Here is a 23,136-nt window from a genome sequence, read left to right as displayed (position 1 = left end):
GCGCTATTCCCCGAACAGGTCGCGCTGCGCCTTTTCGAGTTCCTCGGCATAGCGTTTGCGCACGAACTTTTCCGACAGGGTGCCGATCACCGCGCCGTCGGGGCCGACCACGGCCAGCTCGTCCGCCTGGACGCTGTCGAACGTCTCCATCACCTCGACGATATTGGCGTCGGGCGCGAGCGGGGACAGCGGCGCGCGTGCGAGCTCGCCGATCGTCGCATCGGCCGCCAGTCCTTCCGCATAGACGATCGCCGGCGCGACGATCCCGGCATAGTCGCCGCCGTCGTCGGTCAGCACTACGCGGCTGACCGCGCCCAGCGGAAAGCGGCGGCAGAACTCCGCGACGCTGGCCGACGCGGCGATCGCATTGACCTCGCGCCGCATCATCCGCCCGGCGGTCAGCAACCGCACCCAGCCGACATCGCGCGCGCTCTTGATCGTTTCACCGCGCAAGTGCAGCCGCCAGGTCGAGAAGCTGTAGCCGAACCCTTCGCGCACGATGGTCGACGCGATCAACGACGCCGCCAGCACCGCGCCAGTCAGCAGGAAGCTCTCGGTCGTCTCGAACACCAGCATCGCCATCGTCAGCGGCGCGCCGATCACCGCGACGGCCATCGCCGCCATCCCGACCAGCGCCGCGTCGCCCGACGGCAGGATCTGGTACCCCGCGATCTGCGCCACCACGCCGGCGAACAAATGCCCGGTCAGCGTCCCGATGAACAGCGACGCGAAAAACAGCCCGCCGCGAAACCCGAACCCGATCGTGATCGCGGACGCCAGCGACTTGCCCACCAGGATCAGCGCCAGGAAGCTGAGCGACGTGGTGATCGCGAGATCGCTCCCCAGCGCGCCATGCCCCCCGGACAGCACCTGCGGCGACCACGCCGCCATCGGCACCAGCAGCAGGCCGCCGACCGCCGGCCGCGCCCAGACCGGCAGGCCGAGCCGCCGCGTCCCCGCCTCGACCGCGGTCACCGTCCGCATCAGCGCGATCGCGATCATCGCGCAGACCGCGCCCAGCAGGCTGTAGAGCACGTAATGATCGCCCGGCACCGCGAGCGCCGAATTGACCGCTTCGATCGCGTATGGCGGCATGCCCATCAGGTGCGCGACCAAAGCCCCGGCCAATGACGCCGCCACGACCGGCGCGATCGCCGCGGGCGTGTACGCGCCCAGCACGATCTCGAACGCGTAGAACGCACCTGCCAGCGGCGCGCCGAACGCCGCCGCGACGGCCGCGCCCGATCCCGCCCCGACCAAGGTGCGCAGGTCGCCGCGCCGCGTGCCGAGCGCCAGCCCGACGACCGACCCCGCCGCCCCGCCGAGCTGCGCATAGCCCGCCTCCAGCCCGACCGACGCGCCGAACCCGTTGGAGATGGCGTTCTGCGCGCCGATGATGAGGCTGTCGGTCATCGACATGCGGCCGCCGTGCAGCGCATTGGCCTCCACCGCGTCGACGAACGTCCGCCGGCGCGACCGGACCAGCAGCGAGAAGCCGGCGAGCACGAGCCCACCCACGGGCAGCATGGCGAGCTCGACCGGGCTCAGCTTGACGGCCAGGCTCAACCGCTCGCCGTGCAGGCCAAACACCAGCTGCTGCAACCCGCGCGCGGCGAGCCCCAGGCCGACCGTCGCCAGCCCGGCCATCGCCCCGACCACGATCGCCAGCGCGATGAACCAGAATTCGCTGACGCGGAACCGCCGGCGGAACCATGCCAGCGGGGTCAAAGCACGATGCGGGATGTGAAGGTCGGGCACGCGGCGGCTATTGGCGCATCGCCCGAAAATTAAAAAGGCCCGGGAATTAAAGGCGCCGCCCGAAATGAAAAGAGGCTGCCGGGGGCCTCTCGGCACCCCGACAACCTCCTGACATGGTCAGCGGCCGGAAGCTCCAGCCCGGAGGACCATGCGGACCGCTTGCGATTTCCCTTCGGAAATCGCCATCCGGGTCGGGGCAGCAGAGCTGCCCGTTCCTGTGGATCGCGGCGTTGCTTGGAGGAGGATACCTCCCGCGGCGATCCGGCGGACTTTTAGCGGCGCGTCCCCCGAACGAACTGAACCGACCCCATTGCTGAACCATGAGACATCGGATCACCTCCTTTCGCTTGTTGAAACACCGTGCCCAGCGTTGGACACGAGGGGAATGTGAATCGCCCGGGCCGACATTTCAAGACTTGTAATGCACCGGGATTTCGACGATTCTCTTTCGCCTTGGCCGGGGTCGGCCGGGGGTTTTCCGGACGTCGCGAATAGAGGGTGCGCGCAAGCAGCTTTCCGTGCTGCGGCGGAGCATATTTATCTTTCGCCGACCAGCTTTCCCCATAGTCCCTCCCCGGCGAACGCCGGGGCCCAGTCGGAATGGCGGTGGTACCAAGGCGCAACGCATTTCACGATCGTCTCCCGACTGGACCCCGGCGTCCGCCGGGGTGGGGAGAAAGACTCGACGCTCCCTTTACCCGTGTTCCTGCGAAAGCAGGAACCCAGAGCGGCAGGCGACGCCGCCCGTAACCCTGGGCTCCTGCTTTCGCAGGAGAACGGCAACGAGAGTGCCCCCGCCGCTACCGCCCGAACGCCGCGCGCAGCTCCACCTTCGCCTGTTCCAGCACCTTCCTGCGCGCCGCCGGCAGATCCTTCCCCGCGCGGTTGATGTAGAAGGTCAGCATCGACATCGCCGACTGGAACGGCGTGCCCTTGCGGCGCTTGCTGTGCTCGGCCGATCGCTTCAGCGACGCCGCGATCGATTTGGGGTCGTCGCGCGTGAACACGTCCCTGGCAAGGTCGAGCGCGTCGGAATGGTCGGTCACGTCCTGCGACCAGTGCCTGGCGGGCATGGCGGGTCCTTTCGCGGGCGGTGCGTCAGTGGTGCTTGAAATACTGGATTTCGCGCTCGTGCTGCTGCGCCGCGGCCTTGGTGTCGAACGTGCCGAGGTTGCGGCGCTTGCCGGTCTCGTCGTCCTTGTGGCGCGAATAGATGCGGTATTCGCCCGATGCGAGCTTGCGGATCATGCGCGATCTCCTCGCCCGCCTGAACGCGCCGGCCGCCCAAAGCTATCCGCGGCAATCCTCGATCACGCGGCCGATCTCGGCATAGGGGCGTAGCACCAGCGGCGCGCGGCCGGCCTGCTCGACCACGAACCGCCCGCGACTGAACGCGATGGCGTCGAGCAGGGGGTCGTTGGCGGCGAACACCAGGGCCGGCTCGCCCGTCCCCGGCGCAACGACACGCGTCAGGCTGGTCGTGCGAATCGTCGCCGGCGCGGGCGCGATCCCGGTCAGCCGCACCAGCCGCGTGAAGCGGTCGCAGATCAGCGTCAGCGCCGCCTGCCCCGCCGTCTCGAACCGCCCGACCGTCGCGCCCGGCTGCTGCAAATAGCGCCAATCCCCCGGCGTGAACGGCCAGTCGTTCCAGTCGGCGGCGAGCGGCGGCGGGACCGGCGCGACGACCGGGACTGGCGGCGGCGCGACGACGACACGCGGCGGTGCGACCGGGGCCGGCGGCGCGACGCACCCGGCGAGAGTCACGACAGCGATCGAGAGAGCGAGGACGGCACGCATCGCGCGACCATGGCCGCGCCCGCGCCGGCGCTCAAGGCGAAAGCGGCGGAACAACTTGGGCGGGCGACGCGCTTCACGCCCGCGCCTAACCTGCGTAAGGAACGACCGTTGAGCGACCATCTGCCCGCGCCGCTGATCGGGGCGACGCTGACCGAGACGATGAAGGTGCGCGATCGCGACGGCCGCTCGCTGGGGTCGGTCTACGGCTTCATGGTCCACAAGCGCTCGGCGCGCGCGCTCTATGCGGTGCTAAGCCTGGGCGGGTTCCTCGGCGTCGGCGGCGCCTATTACCCGGTGCCGATCACGCTGCTGACCTACGACCCCGCCGGCGACGGCTATGTGACCGCGATCGACCCCAAGGCGCTCGAAGGCGGCCCGAGCTGGTCCGGCAAGCCCCCCGCCTTCGACCAGGACTATGCCGACCGCGTCGCCAGCTATTACGGCGCGGAACGGCAGAGCCTGTCGATCGGCTAGGCAGCGCGAGGGTTTCTACCGCGCCCGCCGACTGCTCCCCGGCATGCCGGCGCGCATCTTCGACTGCTTACCGTAGCGGGTCTTGCGGGTGCCGGGCTTGCCTTCGTTGGAGCGGCCCATGATCGGGGCCTTGTGCTCGGCGGGCGGCAGGCCGAGTTCCTCCGCCTCCAGCCCGCGGATCTCGTCGCGGAGGCGCCCGGCCTCCTCGAACTCCAGGTCGGCGGCGGCCTTGCGCATCTTCTTTTCGAGTTCCTCGATATAGGCGCGCAGGTTATGGCCGACCATGTGGGGCCGATCTTCGTCGATCTCGACCGTCACCTGGTCGCGGCTCGACACATCCTGGATGATGTCGCCGATGTTGCGCTTGATCGTGGTCGGCGTGATGCCGTGCTCGGTATTGTACGCGGCCTGCTTCTCGCGACGGCGATTGGTCTCGTTGATCGCGCGCTCCATGCTGCCGGTCATGCGGTCGGCGTAGAGGATCACGCGCCCGTCGACGTTGCGGGCGGCGCGGCCGATCGTCTGGATCAGCGAGGTTTCGGAGCGCAGGAACCCTTCCTTGTCGGCGTCGAGGATGCAGACCAGCCCGCATTCGGGGATATCGAGCCCCTCGCGCAGCAGGTTGATACCTACCAGCACGTCATAGACACCCAGCCTAAGATCACGGATCAACTCGATTCTTTCGAGTGTCTCGACGTCCGAATGCATGTAGCGGACCTTCAGCCCCGCCTCGTGCATGAACTCGGTCAGGTCTTCCGCCATGCGCTTGGTGAGCGTCGTCACCAGCGTGCGGTAGCCGGCCTCGGCGGTCTTGCGGCATTCGTTGATGCAGTCCTGTACCTGGTCCTCGACCGGGCGGATATCGACCGGCGGATCGATCAGGCCGGTCGGGCGGATCACCTGTTCGGCGAAGACGCCGCCGGTCTGCTCCATCTCCCACCCGCCCGGGGTCGCCGAGACATAGGTGGTCTGCGGGCGCATCGCGTCCCATTCGTTGAAGCGCAGCGGGCGGTTGTCGATGCACGACGGCAAGCGGAAGCCGTATTCGGCCAGCGTGATCTTCCGCCGGTGGTCGCCCCGCGCCATGCCGTTGATCTGGCCGATCGTCTGGTGGCTCTCGTCGACGAACAGCAACGCGTTCTCGGGGAGATACTCAAACAAAGTGGGCGGCGGCTCGCCCGGCAGGCGGCCGGTCAGGAACCGCGAATAGTTCTCGATCCCCGCACAAGATCCAGTCGCCGCAATCATTTCCAGGTCGAAGTTGGTACGCTGCTCCAATCGCTGCGCCTCCAGCAGCTTGCCCTCGATCTGCAATTCCTTGAGCCGCTCGGCGAGTTCGAAGCGGATCGCCTCCATCGCCTGCTTCAGCGTCGGACCGGGCGTCACATAGTGCGAGTTGGCGAATACGCGCACGTAGTTGAGGCTCGCGATCTTCTTTCCCGTCAGCGGGTCGAACTCGACGATGTCCTCGATATCGTCACCGAAGAACGACACGCGCCAGGCGGTGTCCTCGTAGTGCGAGGGGAAGATTTCGAGATTGTCGCCCTTCACCCGGAAATTGCCGCGCGCGAAGGCGGCGTCGTTGCGCTTGTATTGCAGCGCGACCAGCTTGCGCACGATCTCGCGCTGGTCGACGGTCTGGCCCTTCTTCAGGTCGAAGATCATCGCCGAATAGGTCTCGACCGAGCCGATGCCGTACAGGCACGACACCGACGCCACGATCAGTACGTCGTCGCGTTCGAGCAGCGACCGGGTGGCGGAATGCCGCATCCGGTCGATCGCCTCGTTCACCGAGGATTCCTTCTCGATGTACGTGTCCGACCGCGGCACGTACGCCTCGGGCTGGTAGTAATCGTAATAGGAGACGAAATACTCGACCGCATTATCCGGGAAGAAGCTCTTGAACTCCCCGTACAATTGCGCCGCCAGAATCTTGTTGGGCGCCAGAATCAGCGCCGGCCGCTGCAACGTCTCGACCACCTTGGCCATGGTGAAGGTCTTGCCCGACCCGGTGACCCCCAGCAGCACCTGGTCGCGCTCGCCGGCCAGCGCCGCCTCGGTCAGTTCCTTGATCGCCCCCGGCTGGTCGCCCGACGGTTCGTAGTCGCTGACCAGCTTGAACGGCTTGCCGCCTTCCACCTTGGCCGGGCGTTCCGGGCGGTGGGGGACGAACGACTGGCCGGTCTCGGGCTCGGCCAGGCTGGTGCGAATCTGGATTGCCATGAGCGTACATATGGCGAACGCGGGGGCGAGTTCAACGCACCGGAACGGCGGGCGATTATTCCGGCGCAAGCGAGTCGACGCCCGCCGCGACCGGCCCTATGCTGGGCGGGATTTCGCGATCCTCGCCGGGTCGCGACACAGGGAGGAATCACCATGCGCACTCTGACGATCGCCGCCGCCGCGGCCGCGACCCTGCTGGCCGGCTGCGCCAAGCCCGGCCCGCCGCCCAAGCCGCAACCGGGCAGCTGGTCGATGAAGATGGAGCTGGTCGACGCGCAGGGTCCCGACGCCGACAAGGTGAAGGCGATGATGGGCCCGATGTTCGCGTCGATGAGCAACATGTCGATCTGCATCACGCCGGAAGCGTCGGCGAAGAGCGACCCGACCAAGGGCATCACCCAGGGCGGCGACTGCAAGTTCGACCGGCAGGAGGTCAATTCCTCCGGCATCCACGTCTCGGGCGTGTGCACCAAGAACGGAACGCAGTCGAAGGTCACCGCCGACGGCTCGATCACCGCGACGTCGCAGGACCTGACGATGCAGACCGAGACGACGCCCCCGGGCGGCAAGGCGCCGATGTCGATGAAGCTGCGCATGCAGATGCAGCGCACCGGCGACTGCAAGCCCGGCGACATCACGCCGCCCGCGGGCTCCGGTCCGATGTGATCGATCGCCACCGGCGCGCGCAAGACGGGCGCGCCGGCGGCGATTTGTCCGGTCGGGTATTGCCCGGCAGTCCGGGCGGCAGTTCCGCCGCCGGCTTATCGACGCTCGCTCGTCACCCCACCCGCCGATACGCGACGCGCCACATCACGACGGCGACACCGGCCGCCATCGCCGCCATCACCAGGCTGGTCGCGATGCCGCTCGCCCAGCGATAGAGCCACGTCCCCGCATCCATCGCCGGCGCGGGCGAAAAGCCGAAGCCGTAGGTCTGCCCGCTCAGGAACAGCACGAACCCGATCACCGCGCCGACCGCCGCCGCCGCGACCGGCCCGCGCCGCCCGCTCGCGTGGAGCAACGCCCAGGGGATCGCCGCCAGCGCCGTCACGCCGAGCGCGGTCAACAGCGCACCGATCACCAGCGCACTCACCATCGTGCCCAGCGAATATCCGCCCGCAAACGCGAGCAGCAACGTCGCGATCGCGCCGCCCATCGCCCCGCCCGCGCCGATCGCGAGCCCGACCCGCTCGATACTGGTCTCGTACAGGGGCCCCCGCCCCACTCTGCCCGCCATGCCTGCTCCCCTGACCGACGGTGCTAGCAGGGTGCGGACGGAGGGCCAAGCAGCCGTCGCGATGTGGCGCAGTTACAACACTCTAGATTAGTTGGACGTGGTCCGGCGCGACGTGAAATATGTCGCAATGCCGTCACATTTCGCGAGCAGGGGCGCGGTCGTAATGCCGCGCCGCACAATAATCCGGCGCCTCCTGCAAAAGGGCCATCGTCACATGAAGCACCAGAAGTTCGTCGCGCTGCTCCTCGTCGGGGCGGCCTCCATCGCCACCATGCCGGTCGCCACCGCGCAGACCGCCGCGCCCGCGCCGCAGGACGCGCCACCCGCAACGGTCGACGCGCCGCAGGACGATCAGAACACCATCGTCGTGACCGCGCAGCGCCGCACCGAGAACACGATCAACGTGCCGGTCGCGGTGTCGGTGCTCCGTCCGGACGCGCTGAAGGACTTCCAGTCGTCGGGCGCCGACACGCTGCTGTCGCTCAGCGGTAAGGTGCCGAGCCTCTACGTCGAATCGACCACCGGCCGCATTTTCCCACGCTTCTACATCCGCGGTCTCGGCAACATCGACTTCTATCTCGGCGCATCGCAGCCGGTGTCGATCATCCAGGACGACGTAGTCGAGGAGCATGTCGTGCTGAAGTCGAATCCGGCGTTCGACATCGCGCAGGTCGAAGTGCTGAAGGGTCCGCAGGGCTCGCTGTTCGGCCGCAACACCACCGCCGGCATCGTCAAGTTCGACACCGCGCAGCCGACCGCGACCTGGGCCGGCCAGGGCACGCTGAGCTATGGCAGCTACAACAGCGTCAACGCCGACCTGGGCGTCGGCGGTCCGCTGACCAGCGACGGCAGCCTGAGCTTCCGCCTGTCGGGTCTGTACCAGCATCGCGACAACTGGATCAGCAACACCTATACCGGCCCGTCCGACGACGGCACCGTGCCGGGCAAGGACGTGATGGGCCGGTTCACCGAACGCGACCTGCGTCTCCAGATCCTGGCCAAGCCGAGCGACAAGTTCAGCTTGCGCCTGTCGGGTCATCTCCGCGACTATAGCGGCACCGCCTCGATCTTCTATCGCGGGTCGATCATCCCCGGCACCAATGCCGTCCCGGCCTCGTTCGATCGCTCGGTCGTCGCTTATGACGAAGCGCAGAATAATCCGCAGGCGTACAAGACGCACGGCGTGTCGCTGAAGGCCGATTACGACTTCGGCGGCGCGACGCTGACCTCGATCACCGCGTGGGAACACGCCTCGGGCTATAGCCGCGGCGACACCGACGGCGGCGCGGCGGCCAATTTCGGCGGCGTTTCCCCCAACATCTGCTCGGTCGGCTGCGGCCAGTCGCAAGGCCGTCTGCGCGGGCTCGACCAGTGGAGTGAGGAAGTGCGTCTGGCGAGCCCCGACACGGGCCCGTTCAAGTGGCAGGTCGGCGGCATCTATTTCGACGCGCGCGACCGCACCGAGTTCGACCAGCGCTCGTTCTTCCTGACCAGCAACGTGCTCGGCACCACGCCGAACCCGAACAACTACGTGCTGCTGCGCAACGTCAACACCAGCTGGGCGGCGTTCGGCCAGATCAGCTACGACCTGACCGATCGCCTGACCGCGACCGGCGGCGTGCGCATCACCAACGACACCAAGAGCACCAACCTGCTGCTCCATCCGAATTTCGCGACGCTCAGCGTGCCGGCGACCGCTCCGACCTCGTCCTACGCCTGCGGCACGGCGCAATATTGCCGCCTGTCGGACACCCAGCCGAGCTGGGATGCCAGCCTGCTCTACAAGCTCGACCGCAACGTCAGCGTCTACGCCCGATACGCGCGCGGCTTCCGCGGGCCGACCGTGCAGGGCCGCTCGGCGGTGTTCGCCTCCGCGTATTCGACCGCGAACTCGGAAAAGAACACCAGCTACGAGGCCGGGATCAAGACCGCTTTCGCCGACGATCGCGTCCACGTGAACATCGCCGGCTTCTACTACAACATCGACAACATCCAGCTGAACGGCAACGACAGCAACGGCAACGGCGTGCTGTTCAACGGCAACAAGGGCAAGGGCTACGGCGCCGAGTTCGAGCTGGAAGCGCGCCCGGTCGACAATTTCCACGTGAACGTCGGCCTCAGCCTGCTGCACACCGAGATCAACGCGCCCAGCGTCTATGCGCAGGTCGGTGCGGCGGGCGGCGTGCTGTCGGAAACGGTGCTCAACCCGACGGTGCGGATCGGCAACAACTATTACGCCAACATCAACGGCAACCCGTTCCCGAACGCCCCCGATTACAACGTCAACGTCAGCGCGCGATACGACCTTCCGCTGGGCGGCGACAGCAAGCTGTTCGTGGCCGGCGACTTCAACCTGCAGGGCAAGACCAACTTCGTGCTGTATCGCTCGGTCGAATACAATGCGGACGGCAATTACGAACTGGGCGGCAAGATCGGCTATGCGTTCGGCAAGTACGAAATCGCCGCGTTCGTGCGCAACCTGACCAACCGCAAGAACCTGATCGGGGTGATCGACACCTCGAACTACCGCGCCGGCATCTACAACGATCCGCGCGTGTTCGGGGTCAGCCTGAGCGGCTCGTTCCGCTGAGTCCGAGAGACGGGCCGCGGACGTCCGCCGCGGCCCGTCCTGCCACATCTGTCGTCTCCGACATGGACGACGATATCGCGTCCTGGCCCGTCCACGCCACGCCGACGCCGCCAGTTGCCGACGCGTAAAGATCCGCATGCCGCATGGCCCGGAAGCGGAGACCCAGTCTTTCGATGGCCCGATATTTGCGGGCGACCACCACCATCTCTTCGGTGCGCATAACAAGTCCCCTCGCCAATACCTGGGCGTAAGTTTCGCGTAACAATTGTCGCCGATGGGATCGCGCGATTTCTCTGCTGGCGCGGCGATCGGAATCGGATCATCGTCGCGGACACGAGAGTCGCCGGGCCGACGCTGCCCGATCATCGAGGGGGAAGTCATGAGCGCGATCGGGTTGCTGGCGATGGTTCTGGGTGGGGCGATGCCGGCACCGCCGCCCCCGCCGCCACCCCCGCCCGCCAATGGCTGCAAGGTCGAGCAGATGGCGGTGTTGCCGGTGACGATGGTTGGCCGGCGCGCGATGGTCGCGGCGAAGTTCGGCGACAGGGACGCGCGCTTCATCCTCGACAGCGGCGCGTTCTACAGCACGATCTCGCGCGCCGCGGCGACCGAATACGGGCTGCGCGTCGACCTGTTGCCGCTCGGCTTCTACGTCAAGGGGATCGGCGGCGAATCCTCGGCCGGCTACACCGTCACCAACAGCTTCTCACTCGCCGGGCTGAAAGTACCCAAGGTCGATTTCGTCGTCGGCGGCACCGATACGGGGCAGACCGGGCTGCTCGGCCAGAACATCCTCGGGCTGGCCGACATCGAATATGATTTTCCGCACGGCATGGTGCGGCTGATGAAGACGACACGGTGCGGGCATGTCGGCCTTGCCTATTGGGCGCAGGACAAGCCGGTGACGATGCTGCCGCTGATCGGCGAGCCAGAGAGCCGCTTCCACCCGCACACGCTGGCGACGGTGCTGGTCAACGGCGTCAAGGTGACCGCGATGTTCGACAGCGGCGCGGTCAGCTCGCTGATGACGCTCGCCGCCGCCAAGCGTGCCGGCGTCACCCCCGCCTCCCCCGGGGTCGAGCCCGACGGCTACAGCACCGGGCTTGGCTCGCACCACGTCAGCACCTGGCTCGCGACGTTCGACAAGATCGATGTCGGCGGGGAAGCGATCAGCCATCCCAGGATCCGCATTGGCGATACCGAGCTGGGCAATGCCGACATGCTGATCGGCGCCGATTTCTTCCTGACCCACCGCCTGTTCGTGTCGAACGCCAACCATGTGATGTTCGTGACCTACGAAGGCGGCCCGGTGTTCGGCCTGTCGCCCAAGCACGCCTATACCAGCGACGGCAAGCTGATGGACCTGACCGACAAGGCGGCCGATCCCAAGACCGCGGAGGAATTCAGCCGGCGCGGTGCGGCGCTGATGTCCAACCACCGCCTGACCGACGCGCTGGCCGATTTCGACAAGGCGATCGCGATGGCGCCGGGCGAGGGCCGCTATTACTATCAGCGCGCGACCGCGCACCTCGCCAACCGCCAGCGTGACGAGGGGCTGACCGACCTCGACAAGGCGATCGCGCTGATGCCCGGCGATGTCGATGCGCGCTTCACCCGGGCCGGCATCCGGCTGCGCGCGCGCGACCGCGACGGCGCGCTGGCCGACGTGAAGGCGGCCGACGGCGTGCTCGCTCCGTCGTCCGACCGTCGCTTCGCGCTGGCGGCGATGTACGACGAGCTCGGCCAGCCCGAGCCGGCGCTGACCAATTACGACCTGTGGCTGAAGGGTCATCCGGAGGATGCGGGCCGGATGGCGGCGCTGAACGGACGGTGCTGGGCGCGGGGCCAACTCAATCGCGAGCTCGACAAGGCGCTGGCCGATTGCAACGCCGCGGTGAGGATGGCGCCGAAGAACGCCGCCTTCCTCGACAGCCGCGCGCTGATCCGGTTGCGGCGGGGCGAACTGGCGCTGGCGCTGGCCGATTACGACGCGGCGCTGGCGGCGAACCCGCGCGAGGCGTGGTCGCTCTACGCGCGCGGCATCACCGAGGCGAAGCTGGGCCAGGCGGACAAGGCGAAGGCCGACCGCGCCGCGGCGCTGGCGATCAACCCGACCCTTAGCGAACGCGCGCGACGGTTCGGGCTGGAGCCCTGAGGCGGGCGCGGCGCCGGGCTACGACACCCATTGCGACAGCGGCTGGCCGTCGCGGCGCCAGCCCTGCGGTGTGCGGACGTAGCGAAACAGCGCGCCGCCGCCGCACAGGCCGGTGCAGTCGTAGCCGACCTGGACGGTCGCCGACTTGCCGTCCGCAGCCACGTTCGGAACGTCGATCCAGGCGATGAAGGCAGGGTCGACCTGCCGCCCCTGCACCGGCACATGCACGCTGGCCCGCGCCCAGGCGTCGGCATCGGCGATGGTGTAGCCCGCCGGCACCTCGGCGCGGAGCATCGGGCAAGCCGCGAACAGGCGATGCTCGACATCGACATAATTGGTGGTGTCGCGTTTGGCGGCATCGGCGACGCGCGCCGGCCAGGTGTCGCGCAGCGCCGCCCGCCCGACCTCGCACACGACCTTTGCCGTGGCGGGCTGTGGCGCGGCGGCGGCATTCATCAGACCGAGCATCAGGGCCAGCATGGCATCCTCCTCCTATCGCAGCGCGCCACCGCCCCGCGCGTCGAGACAGTGCAGCAATGCGTCGCGCGACATCGCGGCGCGGGATGGCGGCGGGGCATAGGTCGGGACCGACACCGTGACGCCGATCGGCACGGTCGCAAAGCCGCTCTGTCCAGTGCACGCTTGCGCCAGCCCCAGCATCCGCGGCGGCGTGTCGCGCGCTTCGTAGGACAGCCGGAACGTGCCCCAATGCACGCCGATCGCGCGCGCCGCACCGAGCCGGCGATAGACCTCGACCGCATCGACCGGGCCGATATGGCTGCCCGATGCCATCTGTCCGGCGGCGAAGCGGAACGCACCGATCGGGATCAGCGCGAGCCGGATCGGGCCGTAACTCGCGGCCTTATCGGCCCATTTCAGGTCGCCCGCCCCGGTATCGCCCGCGAAGAACAGATTGCCGCCGCTCGGCAGCTTCACGATGAAGCTCGACCACAGCGCCCGGTTGCGATCGGCGAACCAGCGGCTGTCCCAATGATGACCGCGATTGACGATGACGTCGACCCCCGGCCGTACCGCGACCGCCCCGCCCCAGTCGCGCGCCTGCGCCAGAACGCCGGCCGCGCCGATCACGCTGTCGTTGCCCAGGCTGGTGACGATCGCCGGCCGGTCGCGCTGCCACAGCCGCTTCAGCGTCGCGAGGTCCATGTGATCGTAATGATCGTGGCTGACGAGGATCAGGTCGATCTTTGGCAGGTCGGCGAACCGCACCCCCGGCGCCGCGACGCGGCGTGGGCCGACGCCGAACGGGCCGGCGGTGTCGCTCCACACGGGATCGGTCAGGATGTTGAGCCCGGCGGTCTGCACCAGCACGCTCGAATGGCCGATCCACGTCACCAGCATGCGCTCGCCGTCGACCCGGGCCGGCGGCTTGGCCTCTGCGACCGCGACATGGTCGGGCCAGGCCGGCCGCCCGTCATTGCCGAACACGTAGCGCGCGACGACCCCGCCGCTCCGGCCGACCGACACGGTATCGTCGTCGCCATCGGGGTTGAAGAAGCGCTCGCCGTCGAAATGGTCGCTGACCGGCCCACGATAATATCGCGCGTCGAGGAAATGCGGCACGATCGCCGCGGCCAGGCACACGACGACCACGATCCACAACACCACCGCCCCGATGATGCGCAGCGTGCGGGCCATCAGGCCAGCAACCTCTCTTTCGCGATCCGCTCGCGCCAGACCAGCGGGGCGAGGTGGTGGACGTTGTTGCCGTCGCTGTCGACCGCGACGGTGACCGGGAAGTCCTGCACCTCGAACTCGTAGATCGCTTCCATGCCCAGGTCAGCGAACCCCACGACCTTGGAGCCCTTGATCGCGCGCGCGACCAGGTAGGCGGCACCGCCCACCGCCATCAAATACGCCGACTTCGCATCCTTGATCGCCTCGACCGCTGCCGGGCCGCGCTCGGCCTTGCCGACCATCGCCAGCAGGCCCTGGTCGAGCATCATGCGGGTGAATTTGTCCATTCGGGTCGCGGTGGTCGGGCCGGCCGGGCCGACCACTTCCTCGCCGACCGGATCGACCGGGCCGACATAATAGATGACGCGGCCGGCGAACACGACCGGCAGCGTCTCGCCCTTGGCCAGCATGTCGGCGATCCGCTTGTGCGCGGCGTCGCGGCCGGTCAGCATCTTGCCGTTGAGCAGCAGCCGGTCGCCCTGCTTCCACGACCGCACCACCGCGGGCGTCAGCGTGTCGAGATCGACGCGGATCGCCGCCTGGTCGGGCGTCCAGTCGACGTCGGGCCATTCGTCCAGTTTCGGCGCTTCGAGATAGGCCGGGCCGGAGCCGTCGAGCGTGAAATGCGCGTGGCGGGTCGCGGCGCAATTGGGGATCATCGCGACCGGCTTCGACGCGGCATGGGTCGGCCAGTCGAGGATCTTGACGTCGAGGATGGTGGATAGCCCCCCCAGCCCCTGCGCCCCGATGCCGAGCGCATTGACCTTGTCGTACAGCTCGATGCGCAGCGCCTCGACGTCGGTTTTCGGCCCCCGCGCCTTCAACTGGCTCATGTCGATCGCGCCCATCAGCGATTCCTTCGCCAGCAGCATCGCCTTTTCCGCGGTGCCGCCGATGCCGATCCCCAGCATGCCGGGCGGGCACCAGCCCGCGCCCATCTGCGGCACCATCTCCAGCACCCAGTCGACGATCGAATCGCTGGGGTTCATCATCTTGAACTTGGACTTGTTCTCGGAGCCCCCGCCCTTCGCCGCGACATCGACCGAGACCGTGGTGCCCGGCACCATCTCGACATGGAGCACGCTCGGCGTGTTGTCCTTCGTATTGCGGCGCGTGAAGGCGGGATCGGCGAGGATCGAGGCGCGCAGCTTGTTTTCCGGGTGGAGGTAGGCGCGGCGCACGCCCTCATCGACGACCTCCTGCAACGACCTATCGCTCTCCAGCCGGCAGTCCTGGCCCCATTTGACGAACACCGTGACGATGCCGGTATCCTGGCAGATCGGGCGATGCCCCTCCGCGCACATCCGGCTGTTGGTCAGGATCTGCGCGATCGCGTCCTTCGCCGCGGGCGACGCTTCCGCCTCGTACGCCGCTCCCAGCGCGCGGATGTAATCCATCGGGTGATAGTAGGAGATGAACTGGAGCGCGTCGGCGACGCTCTCGATCAGATCGGCTTCGCGGATGATGGTCGTCATGGCCCCGCCCCCTAGGACCAGCCGCGGGTCGCCGCAACGGTCCGTTCAACATGGGTTGGCGACGCGTTTACCGATCCTTTTATCGTGGCCGATTAGAACGTTCCCGCTGCTGGGGAGCGCGTGTGATGGGAATGTATCTGGACGGCGACCTGCCGATGGTGTCGAGCCACGCCGAGGTCGTCGGCCGTATGGCGGCGATCGACCGGTCGCAGGCGATCATCGAGTTCGATCTGGCCGGGCACGTGCTCGCCGCCAACGCCAATTTCTGCCGGCTGTTCGGCTATCGCGAGGACGAGATCGTCGGTCGGCACCACCGGCTCTTCTGCGACGCCGCCTACGCGCAATCGCTCGACTATCACGCGTTCTGGACCAAGCTCGGTCGCGGCGAATACGACGCCGGGCGGTATTGCCGGCTGGCGCGCGGCGGACGCGAGGTCTGGATCCAGGCGACCTACAACCCCATTTTCGACGATGCCGGCCGCCCGTTGAAGGTCGTCAAGTTCGCCAGCGACGTGAGCGGCCAGGTCGCGCTGGAGCGGGAAGTGCGCAGCCGGCTCGACGAGGTCGAGGGACTGCGCGCCGAGGCCAGCGCGCGGCACGCGGAACTGCGCGAAACGCTCAGCCGCGTCTCGACGATCGTCGATGCGATCGGCCAGATCGCGCACCAGACCAACCTGCTCGCGCTCAACGCGACGATCGAGGCGGCGCGCGCCGGCGATGCCGGGCGCGGCTTCGCGGTGGTCGCCAACGAAGTGAAGAAGCTGGCCGGCGACACGCGCGCCGCGACGGCCCGCGCCGGACAATTGATCGGGCGCGACTAGCGCCGGGGACACACCCTCGATCCCCTCAATCCCGCCCCTCCGGCGCCCCCAGCGGGAACATGTGGCGATAGGGCCGCGCCTCGTCGAGCGCGCGGGCATAGCTGGGCCGCGCCAGCAACCGGTCGCGATAGGCCCACAGGTTCGCATGCTCGCGCGGGATCGCATGCGTCCAGTCGGCATAGAGCAACGCCGGCGCCGCGGCGCAGTCGGCCACGCTGAAGGCCCCGCCCGCCGCCCATTCGCGGTCCGCCAGCCACGCGTCGAGCCAGCGATACGCCGTCTCCAGCTGGCCGCGCAGCTTCGCCTCGTCACCCTGATCGCGCTGGATCGCGATGCCGACGATACGCTGTTGCGGGCCGTTGACGTAATTGTCGAAGAAGCGGTCGAGTTGCCGCACTTCGACCGCCGCCGCCTTGTCGTCAGGGATGAACCGAATCGCGCCGGGATAGCGCGCGTCGAGATATTCGATGATGATCGTCGCTTCGGTCACGACCCGGGCGCCGGGACCGTCGCCGTCGGTCAGGATCGGGAACTTGCCGATCGGCCACAGCGAGGTGAACGCGCTCCACACCGGCTCGCTGCCGTCGAGCATCTTGAGATCGAACGGCGTATCGTTCTCGTAGAACGCCATCTCCGCCTTCTGGCAGTAGGAGGACAGCGGGTGGGCATAGAGGCTGAGCGTCATCGGGCTACCCGTTTTGGCTAGAATGAGCGTCCGGCGCGCGCCGGACGGCATCTCCGTAACACATTTCTAAGCGGTGCTCCGTATCGGCAGCGTCATGAATCGTCAGCGTCGCAGTCTCTCGCTTTCCTCCACCCCCGAATTTTCCCTGTGGAGCGCGCTGGGGGTCGCGGCCGACAGCGCGCCCGAAGTGACCGAGAGCCGGCTCGAACGGTTCCGCGAGCTGGCGACCGCCTGGCCGTTCGTCATGCTGATCCAGCTGATCGCACCGCTGACCGTGGCGGCGATCCTGCGCGCCGGCGGCGGCGGCACCGGCGGGGCCCTGCCCGGCGGCGCGGCGGTGGCGATCGCGTCGCCGTTCGTCCTGCTGCTGCTGTGGACCCGGCGCGGCGAGATCGTGTCGACACACTTGCAGACGCGGATGCTGGCGCTGGCCGCCGCGATCATCGGCGCCGGGCTGATGGCGCTGCTCCCGCTGCTGGCGAGCGGACCGATCGGCTATCAGCAATTCACCGGGATCGTCGCGGTGGTGGCGGCGATCGTCGTCACCGCGATCGCGATCTATCCGGTGCGCGCCGCGACGCTCAGCTATGCCGCGACCCTGGTCGCGATCGTCGTGCTGCGCTCCGGGTTTTCGTTCGCCTCGCTGGTCGCGGTGCTGGCGCTGGGCGGCCTCGTCGCCGCGACCCTGCGCCTCGCGCGCGGCGACCAGGCGACGGAGCAGCAGCGCAGCGTCAGCACCAGCGCCGGCCGCCTCGCCGAGCAACTCGTCCGCGAGGTCGAGGAACATGGCGATGGCTGGTTCTGGCAGACCGACCGGCTCGGCTACCTCACCTATCTGTCGGCCAAGGTCGGGCGCGAGTTCGTCCGCGCCGGCGTCACCCCGCTCGGCGGGCGGCTGATCGACACGTTCCGGATGGACGCCGAATCGGTCGAGACCGAACGCACGCTCAACTTCCATCTGTCGACCCGCACGTCCTTCTCCGATTATTCGGTCTGCCCGGCGAGCGTGGACGGCGTCGATCGCTGGTGGTCGATCTCGGGCCGGCCGCTGCTCGACGAACAGGGCCGCTACCAGGGGTTCGTCGGGTCGGGCCGCGATTTGACCGAGCGCCGCCGCTCGGAGGCGGAGATCAACCGCCTAGCGTTGTTCGACGGCCTGACCGGGCTCGCCAACCGCCAGCGGCTCAAGATGGGGCTGGAGCAGATGCTGTCATCGACCGGCAGCGGCAACACCACGGTCGCGCTGCTGCTGCTCGATCTCGACCGGTTCAAGGCGGTCAACGACACGCTCGGCCACCAGGTTGGCGACGCGCTGCTCAAGCAGGTCGCGCAACGGCTCGAACGGTCGGTCGGGGAGAACGGGCTGATCGGGCGGCTGGGCGGCGACGAGTTCGAGGTGGTGCTGCCCGGCGTCGGCAATCGCGACCAGCTCGGCGAGCTCGCCGCGGCGATCATCGCGTCGCTGTCGCAGCCTTATTATATCGAGGGCTCGACGATCTCGATCGGCGCGTCGATCGGCATCGCCATCGCGCCCGAGGACGGCCAGGACCCGGAAACGCTGACGCGCAATGCCGACATCGCGATGTACGCGGCCAAGGGCGACGGCCGCGGCATCCACCGTTTCTTCCGCGAGGAATTGCTGGAGGGCGCGAAGACTCGCAAGCAGCTCGAGGACGACCTGCGCCTCGCGCTCATCAGCGACCAGTTCCACGTCGCCTACCAGCCGGTCGTCTCGACCGCGGAGGCGCGGATCGTCGGCTACGAGGCGCTGATCCGCTGGGACCACCCGACCCGCGGCAGCATCAGTCCGGCCGAGTTCGTGCCCGTCGCCGAGGAATCGGGGCTGATCGAATCGATCGGCGAATGGGTGCTGCGCACCGCCACGCGCGAGGCGGCAAGCTGGCCGCGCGAGGTGCGCGTCGCGGTCAACGTCTCGCCGATCCAGTTCGCCAACCCGGCGCTGCCCGCGATCGTCACGTCCGCGCTCGCCAATTCTGGCCTGGCGCCGGAGCGGCTCGAGCTCGAGATCACCGAAAGCGTGTTCGTCAACGACACCGGCCATTCGGAAGCGATGTTCAAGTCGCTGAAGGGACTCGGCGTCCGCCTGGCGCTCGACGATTTCGGCACCGGCTATTCCTCGCTCGGCTATCTGAAGAAGGCGCCGTTCGACAAGATCAAGATCGACCAGAGCTTCGTGCGCGGCGCCGCCGCCCCGGGCAACCGCAACGCCGCGATCATCAAGGCGATCGTGACGCTGGCCGACACCCTGTTCATGGAAACCACCGCCGAGGGCGTCGAGCATCACGACGAGGTCGAGCTGATCCGCGAACTCGGGTGCAGCCACATCCAGGGCTATGTCTACGGCAAAGCCGCGCGCAGCGAGGAAGTGGTGCGCCAGCTCCAGGCGGCGGGCGGCCAGGCGACCGCGCAGGGCTACAAGGTCAGCCGTAGCCCCCGCGCGACGATGCTGCGCTCGGCGATGCTCGACCTCGGCACCGCGCAGGGCGAGGTGCGCATCCGCAACATCTCGTCGACCGGCGCGATGATCGACGGCATCGAATTCCCGAGCGAACCGGGCGGCGTCGACGTGATGATCGAACTGCTCGAAGGCCAGATGTTCCCCGCGACGGTACGCTGGGCCAAGGACGGCCGCGCGGGGCTCGAGTTCGCGCAATATTTCAATCTGGAACGCCTGAACGCCGTCCCGGCAAGGACGCAATTGCGCAGGGCGGGTTAGTCGAACACCTCGCTGTGCGATCCGAGACGCGCGAGCCGTAACACGTCGTCGTCCGGCTTCGCATAGATCAGCACCAGGTCGGGCTTGATGTGGCAGTCGCGGTACCCGACCCAGTCGCCGGTCAGCGCATGATCCTTGTATCGCGGATCGAGCGGCTGGTCGGCCAATAACGCGGACAGGACCGCGACCAGATCGGCCTCCAGCGTCGTGCGGTGACGCCCCTTCAACTCTCGCTTGACGTCGCGCTTGAACCGCGTCGAGCGCTCAATCGTCCGCACGCAGGTCGGCCATCAGCGAATCGAGCGTTTCGTGACGCACGCCTTTGCCGGCATCGAGTTCAGTCATCGCCTCGCGCGTGCCGGCATTCGGCGTGCGGACATCGAACGGCAGGGTCTTTTCGCGCGCGACCTTCACCAGCAGCAGCCGCATCGCATCCGACAACGTCAGCCCCATGCCTTTCAGCACGGCCGCCGCCTCGTCCTTGACCTCCGAATCGATGCGGGCCTGTACCAATGCGTTCGTCGCCATTTGCCACCTCTTTCGTGTATGACAATGTAATGCAGAGGCTGCAGTCGGACAATCCCCGCCCGAAAATTCGACCAAGGTCTAACCCGACCACAACCGGTTGATCGGCACGGTCCGCCGGCCGAAAATTTTTCGCGTTTTCGCGCCTTCTCGCTTGCGTTTCGCGAACCCCGCGGAAGTCCGCGCGTCGCGCCCTGTCGCCGCTTCCGACCCCATGACGAAGCGATTCAAATTAGCGACGAACCGAGTCCCTGAAATGTCATTTAGCATATTGCGTCGAGCGGCGGTTCGGCACAATCTGTTGCGGTCAGGTTCGGGGGCGGACCCAAGTACTGGTGGATTGCCGACTGCGATACCATATTCGCAGGACGGCTCCACGCGTCCTTGATGCACAGGCTGTGGACTATTTTTGTTCTCGCCGCCCGGACCGCAAATGGTAGCATGGGAGTTCGCTCCCGAGTCGAACGGTACGAGAGGGACGGCAGGGGCGATGATGGATTTCAGAGATATCGAAGGAACGAGCGAGACCATGGCGACGGATGCGATCGAAGCGGCCACTCAAGCGATGGCCGGCGCCGTCGCGAGCGCGGCCAAGGCACCGGCCATGGAGCGCGATTCGCGCAGCGTCGCGCCGCAGCCCTATGCGCTGGAGGTCGACCATTCGCGCGACGCGCTGCTGACCGATTTCGGCAAGGAAACGCTCAACGACCGCTACCTGCTGCCGGGCGAATCGTATCAGGACCTGTTCGTCCGCGTGGCCTCCGCTTACGCCGACGACGCGGCGCATGCGCAGCGCATCTACGACTACATCTCGCAATTGTGGTTCATGCCGGCGACGCCCGTTCTGTCGAACGGCGGCACCGGGCGCGGCCTGCCGATCTCGTGCTTCCTCAACTCGGTGCCCGACAGCCTGAACGGCATCGTCGACACCTGGAACGAGAATGTCTGGCTGGCGTCGCGCGGCGGCGGCATCGGCACCTATTGGGGCAATGTCCGCGGGATCGGCGAGCCGGTCGGGCTAAACGGCAAGACCAGCGGCATCATTCCGTTCGTCCGCGTGATGGACAGCCTGACGCTCGCGATCAGCCAGGGCAGCCTCCGCCGCGGGTCGGCCGCCTGCTACCTCGACATCAGCCATCCGGAGATCGAGGAGTTCCTCGAAATCCGCAAACCCAGCGGCGACTTCAACCGCAAGGCGCTGAACCTGCACCACGGCGTGCTGATCCCCGACGCGTTCATGGAGGCCGTCCGCGACGGTCGCGAGTGGATCCTGCGCAGCCCCAAGGACCAGTCGGAGCGCGGCAAGGTCGACGCCCGCGCGCTGTTCCAGAAGCTGGTCGAAACGCGCCTCGCGACCGGCGAGCCCTACATCATCTTCGCCGACCACGTGAACTCGACGATGCCCAGGCATCATCGCGAGCTGGGCCTGAAGGTCTCGACCTCGAACCTGTGCAGCGAGATCACGCTGCCGACCGGCAAGGACCATCTCGGCAACGATCGTACCGCGGTCTGCTGCCTGTCGTCGCTCAACCTCGAGACCTGGGACCAGTGGCACAAGGCCGACGGCTTCATCGAGGACGTGATGCGCTTCCTCGACAACGTGTTGCAGGACTATATCGACCGCGCCGAGCCGGGGATGGAGCGCGCCGCGTATTCGGCGATGCGCGAGCGGTCGGTCGGCCTCGGCGTCATGGGCTTCCACTCGTTTCTCCAGGCGCGCGGGCTCGCGTTCGAGGGCGCGATGGCGAAGTCGTGGAACCTCAAGATGTTCAAGCACATCAAGGCGCAGGCCGACGCCGCGTCGATGGCGCTGGCGGTCGAGCGCGGCCCCTGCCCCGACGCGCACGATCGCGGGGTGATGGAGCGCTTTTCGTGCAAGATGGCGATCGCGCCGACCGCGTCGATCAGCATCATCTGCGGCGGCACCTCGGCCTGCATCGAGCCGATCCCGGCCAACATCTACACGCACAAGACGCTGTCGGGCAGCTTCTCGGTCAAGAACCCGTATCTCGAGAAGATCTTCATCGAGAAGTCGAAGAACAGCGACGCGGTGTGGAACTCGATCCTGGAGCATGGCGGCTCGGTCCAGCACCTCGACTTCCTGAGCCAGGAGGAAAAGGACTGCTACAAGACCAGCTTCGAGATCGACCAGCGCTGGCTGATCGAGCTCCAGGCCGACCGCACGCCGTTCATCGACCAGTCGACCAGCCTGAACCTGTTCATCCCGGCCGATGTCGAGAAGTGGGACCTGCTGATGCTCCACTTCCGCGCGTGGGAACTGGGGATCAAGTCGCTCTATTACCTTCGCTCAAAATCGGTGCAGCGCGCCGGGTTCGCCGGGAGCGAGGGCCAGGGCGGCGTCGAGGCCGACAACACGATCGACGCGCCGAAATTCTCGCTGGGCGAGAGCACGGATTACGACGAGTGCTTGGCTTGTCAGTGAGGTGGGAGAGCTAGGCAGCCATGAATCTCCCTCTCCCCTCGTGGGAGAGGGAAGGGTGAGGGGGAATGCGGACGGCCTTACCAAGCGCCAGCTGCTGCCCGCCGCAACCGTTATGCGGTCGCGCCAACTTCGTCGGGACGCCGGTTCACCCGAGCGCCTGATTTGGTCGGCATTGCGAACGACCTTCCCCGAGGCAAGATTTCGGCGCCAGGTACCCTTCGGTCCTTACCACGCCGATTTCTGCGCGCATGGCGCGCGCCTGATCGTGGAGATCGATGACGCCACGCACGCGGAACGTCGTGACCGCGACGACCGGCGAACGGCTTTCCTCAACAGCGAGGGCTATCGCGTCATCCGTTTCTGGAACAACGATGTGATGACAAATATCGATGGCGTGATCGACGCAATCTCGGACGCATTGCCTGGGCGAAGGGACGTCCTTCATGGTTGAGCGACCCCCTCACCCTTCCGCGCCTGCGGCGCTCCCTCCCTCTCCCACAGGGGGAGAGGGATTAGGGCAA

General features: G+C 67.4%; 20 protein-coding genes. 8 read left to right on the top strand and 12 right to left on the bottom strand.

The genetic code is table 11. From position 1 onward, the window contains the following. Window positions 1-3: 3 nt before the first annotated feature. The 4 genes from J0I47_RS08210 to J0I47_RS08195 all read right to left on the bottom strand — a co-directional run bounded on the left by J0I47_RS08210 (window position 4) and on the right by J0I47_RS08195 (window position 3,555). A complete protein-coding gene (locus J0I47_RS08210) occupies window positions 4-1,758 on the bottom strand; it encodes a chloride channel protein (protein ID WP_294046292.1) in 1,755 nt (584 codons plus the stop codon). 800 nt (window positions 1,759-2,558) lie between these two features. After that, window positions 2,559-2,831 (bottom strand): DUF3175 domain-containing protein, encoded by a 273-nt coding sequence (locus J0I47_RS08205; RefSeq protein WP_294046291.1) that lies wholly within the window; start codon window positions 2,829-2,831, stop codon window positions 2,559-2,561. Window positions 2,832-2,856: 25 nt separating this feature from the next. After that, window positions 2,857-3,006 (bottom strand): hypothetical protein, encoded by a 150-nt coding sequence (locus J0I47_RS08200; protein WP_294046289.1) that lies wholly within the window; start codon window positions 3,004-3,006, stop codon window positions 2,857-2,859. Between the two features lie 42 nt (window positions 3,007-3,048). Next, the gene (locus tag J0I47_RS08195) at window positions 3,049-3,555 is read right to left on the bottom strand and encodes a hypothetical protein (protein ID WP_294046287.1); all 507 of its coding nucleotides are present in this window, start codon (window positions 3,553-3,555) and stop codon (window positions 3,049-3,051) included. A gap of 9 nt (window positions 3,556-3,564) precedes the next feature. On the opposite strand from J0I47_RS08195, the gene J0I47_RS08190 reads away from it, so the two are divergent. After that, a complete protein-coding gene (locus J0I47_RS08190; RefSeq protein ID WP_294046286.1) occupies window positions 3,565-4,029 on the top strand; it encodes a PRC-barrel domain-containing protein in 465 nt (154 codons plus the stop codon). 15 nt (window positions 4,030-4,044) lie between these two features. On the opposite strand, the gene uvrB is transcribed toward J0I47_RS08190, so the two are convergent. Beyond that, window positions 4,045-6,252, bottom strand: coding sequence for an excinuclease ABC subunit UvrB (gene uvrB, locus J0I47_RS08185; RefSeq protein ID WP_294046284.1), 2,208 nt, complete (start codon window positions 6,250-6,252; stop codon window positions 4,045-4,047). A 153-nt stretch (window positions 6,253-6,405) separates the two neighbouring features. On the opposite strand from uvrB, the gene J0I47_RS08180 reads away from it, so the two are divergent. Next, window positions 6,406-6,918 (top strand): DUF3617 family protein, encoded by a 513-nt coding sequence (locus J0I47_RS08180; protein WP_294046282.1) that lies wholly within the window; start codon window positions 6,406-6,408, stop codon window positions 6,916-6,918. Window positions 6,919-7,030: 112 nt separating this feature from the next. Here J0I47_RS08180 and J0I47_RS08175 read toward each other — a convergent pair whose 3' ends face one another. Beyond that, window positions 7,031-7,477 carry a hypothetical protein gene (locus J0I47_RS08175; protein WP_294046281.1) on the bottom strand — a complete coding sequence of 149 codons (447 nt, stop codon included), beginning with the start codon at window positions 7,475-7,477 and terminating at the stop codon, window positions 7,031-7,033. Window positions 7,478-7,703: 226 nt separating this feature from the next. Here J0I47_RS08175 and J0I47_RS08170 point away from each other — a divergent pair, with 226 nt between their 5' ends. Both J0I47_RS08170 and J0I47_RS08165 read left to right on the top strand, forming a co-directional pair. After that, window positions 7,704-10,079 (top strand): TonB-dependent receptor, encoded by a 2,376-nt coding sequence (locus J0I47_RS08170; protein ID WP_294046280.1) that lies wholly within the window; start codon window positions 7,704-7,706, stop codon window positions 10,077-10,079. A gap of 379 nt (window positions 10,080-10,458) precedes the next feature. Continuing rightward, window positions 10,459-12,234: an aspartyl protease family protein gene (locus J0I47_RS08165; RefSeq protein WP_294046278.1), complete on the top strand. Its 1,776-nt coding sequence runs from the start codon at window positions 10,459-10,461 to the stop codon at window positions 12,232-12,234. Window positions 12,235-12,252: 18 nt separating this feature from the next. Here the strand turns inward: J0I47_RS08165 and J0I47_RS08160 are convergent, their stop codons facing one another. Genes J0I47_RS08160 through J0I47_RS08150 form a run of 3 tightly spaced genes read right to left on the bottom strand, consistent with a single transcriptional unit; the run spans window position 12,253 to window position 15,404 of the window. Continuing rightward, the gene (locus J0I47_RS08160; RefSeq protein ID WP_294046276.1) at window positions 12,253-12,714 is read right to left on the bottom strand and encodes a hypothetical protein; all 462 of its coding nucleotides are present in this window, start codon (window positions 12,712-12,714) and stop codon (window positions 12,253-12,255) included. A 12-nt stretch (window positions 12,715-12,726) separates the two neighbouring features. Beyond that, window positions 12,727-13,890 carry an MBL fold metallo-hydrolase gene (locus J0I47_RS08155; protein ID WP_294046274.1) on the bottom strand — a complete coding sequence of 388 codons (1,164 nt, stop codon included), beginning with the start codon at window positions 13,888-13,890 and terminating at the stop codon, window positions 12,727-12,729. Continuing rightward, window positions 13,890-15,404 (bottom strand): fumarate hydratase, encoded by a 1,515-nt coding sequence (locus J0I47_RS08150; protein WP_294046273.1) that lies wholly within the window; start codon window positions 15,402-15,404, stop codon window positions 13,890-13,892. The genes J0I47_RS08155 and J0I47_RS08150 overlap by 1 nt, the downstream gene beginning before the upstream one ends. A 155-nt stretch (window positions 15,405-15,559) precedes the next feature. Here J0I47_RS08150 and J0I47_RS08145 point away from each other — a divergent pair, with 155 nt between their 5' ends. After that, window positions 15,560-16,225 (top strand): methyl-accepting chemotaxis protein, encoded by a 666-nt coding sequence (locus J0I47_RS08145; protein ID WP_294046705.1) that lies wholly within the window; start codon window positions 15,560-15,562, stop codon window positions 16,223-16,225. Window positions 16,226-16,250: 25 nt separating this feature from the next. Here J0I47_RS08145 and J0I47_RS08140 read toward each other — a convergent pair whose 3' ends face one another. Continuing rightward, window positions 16,251-16,910, bottom strand: coding sequence for a glutathione S-transferase family protein (locus J0I47_RS08140; protein WP_294046272.1), 660 nt, complete (start codon window positions 16,908-16,910; stop codon window positions 16,251-16,253). A 94-nt stretch (window positions 16,911-17,004) separates the two neighbouring features. Between J0I47_RS08140 and J0I47_RS08135 the strand changes: the two genes are divergently transcribed. Beyond that, entirely contained in the window at window positions 17,005-19,647 is a 2,643-nt protein-coding gene (locus J0I47_RS08135) for an EAL domain-containing protein (RefSeq protein WP_294046270.1), read from the top strand. On the opposite strand, the gene J0I47_RS08130 is transcribed toward J0I47_RS08135, so the two are convergent. Both J0I47_RS08130 and J0I47_RS08125 read right to left on the bottom strand, forming a co-directional pair. Then, window positions 19,644-19,925, bottom strand: coding sequence for a type II toxin-antitoxin system YafQ family toxin (locus J0I47_RS08130; protein WP_294046269.1), 282 nt, complete (start codon window positions 19,923-19,925; stop codon window positions 19,644-19,646). The genes J0I47_RS08135 and J0I47_RS08130 overlap by 4 nt on opposite strands. Beyond that, a complete protein-coding gene (locus J0I47_RS08125; protein ID WP_294046267.1) occupies window positions 19,912-20,175 on the bottom strand; it encodes a type II toxin-antitoxin system RelB/DinJ family antitoxin in 264 nt (87 codons plus the stop codon). Before J0I47_RS08125 ends, J0I47_RS08130 begins: the two co-directional genes overlap by 14 nt. Before the next feature lie 490 nt (window positions 20,176-20,665). Between J0I47_RS08125 and J0I47_RS08120 the strand changes: the two genes are divergently transcribed. Further along, complete coding sequence (locus tag J0I47_RS08120; protein WP_294046265.1) at window positions 20,666-22,615, top strand: ribonucleoside-diphosphate reductase subunit alpha; 1,950 nt, start codon at window positions 20,666-20,668, stop codon at window positions 22,613-22,615. A gap of 55 nt (window positions 22,616-22,670) precedes the next feature. Then, the gene (locus tag J0I47_RS08115) at window positions 22,671-23,066 is read left to right on the top strand and encodes a DUF559 domain-containing protein (protein ID WP_294046263.1); all 396 of its coding nucleotides are present in this window, start codon (window positions 22,671-22,673) and stop codon (window positions 23,064-23,066) included. Window positions 23,067-23,136: the final 70 nt, after the last annotated feature.

The sequence above is a fragment of the Sphingomonas sp. genome (genome assembly GCF_017304635.1).
In the GTDB taxonomy this organism is placed as follows: Bacteria; Pseudomonadota; Alphaproteobacteria; order Sphingomonadales; family Sphingomonadaceae; genus Sphingomonas.
This window is presented reverse-complemented; position numbering and strand designations above follow the sequence as displayed.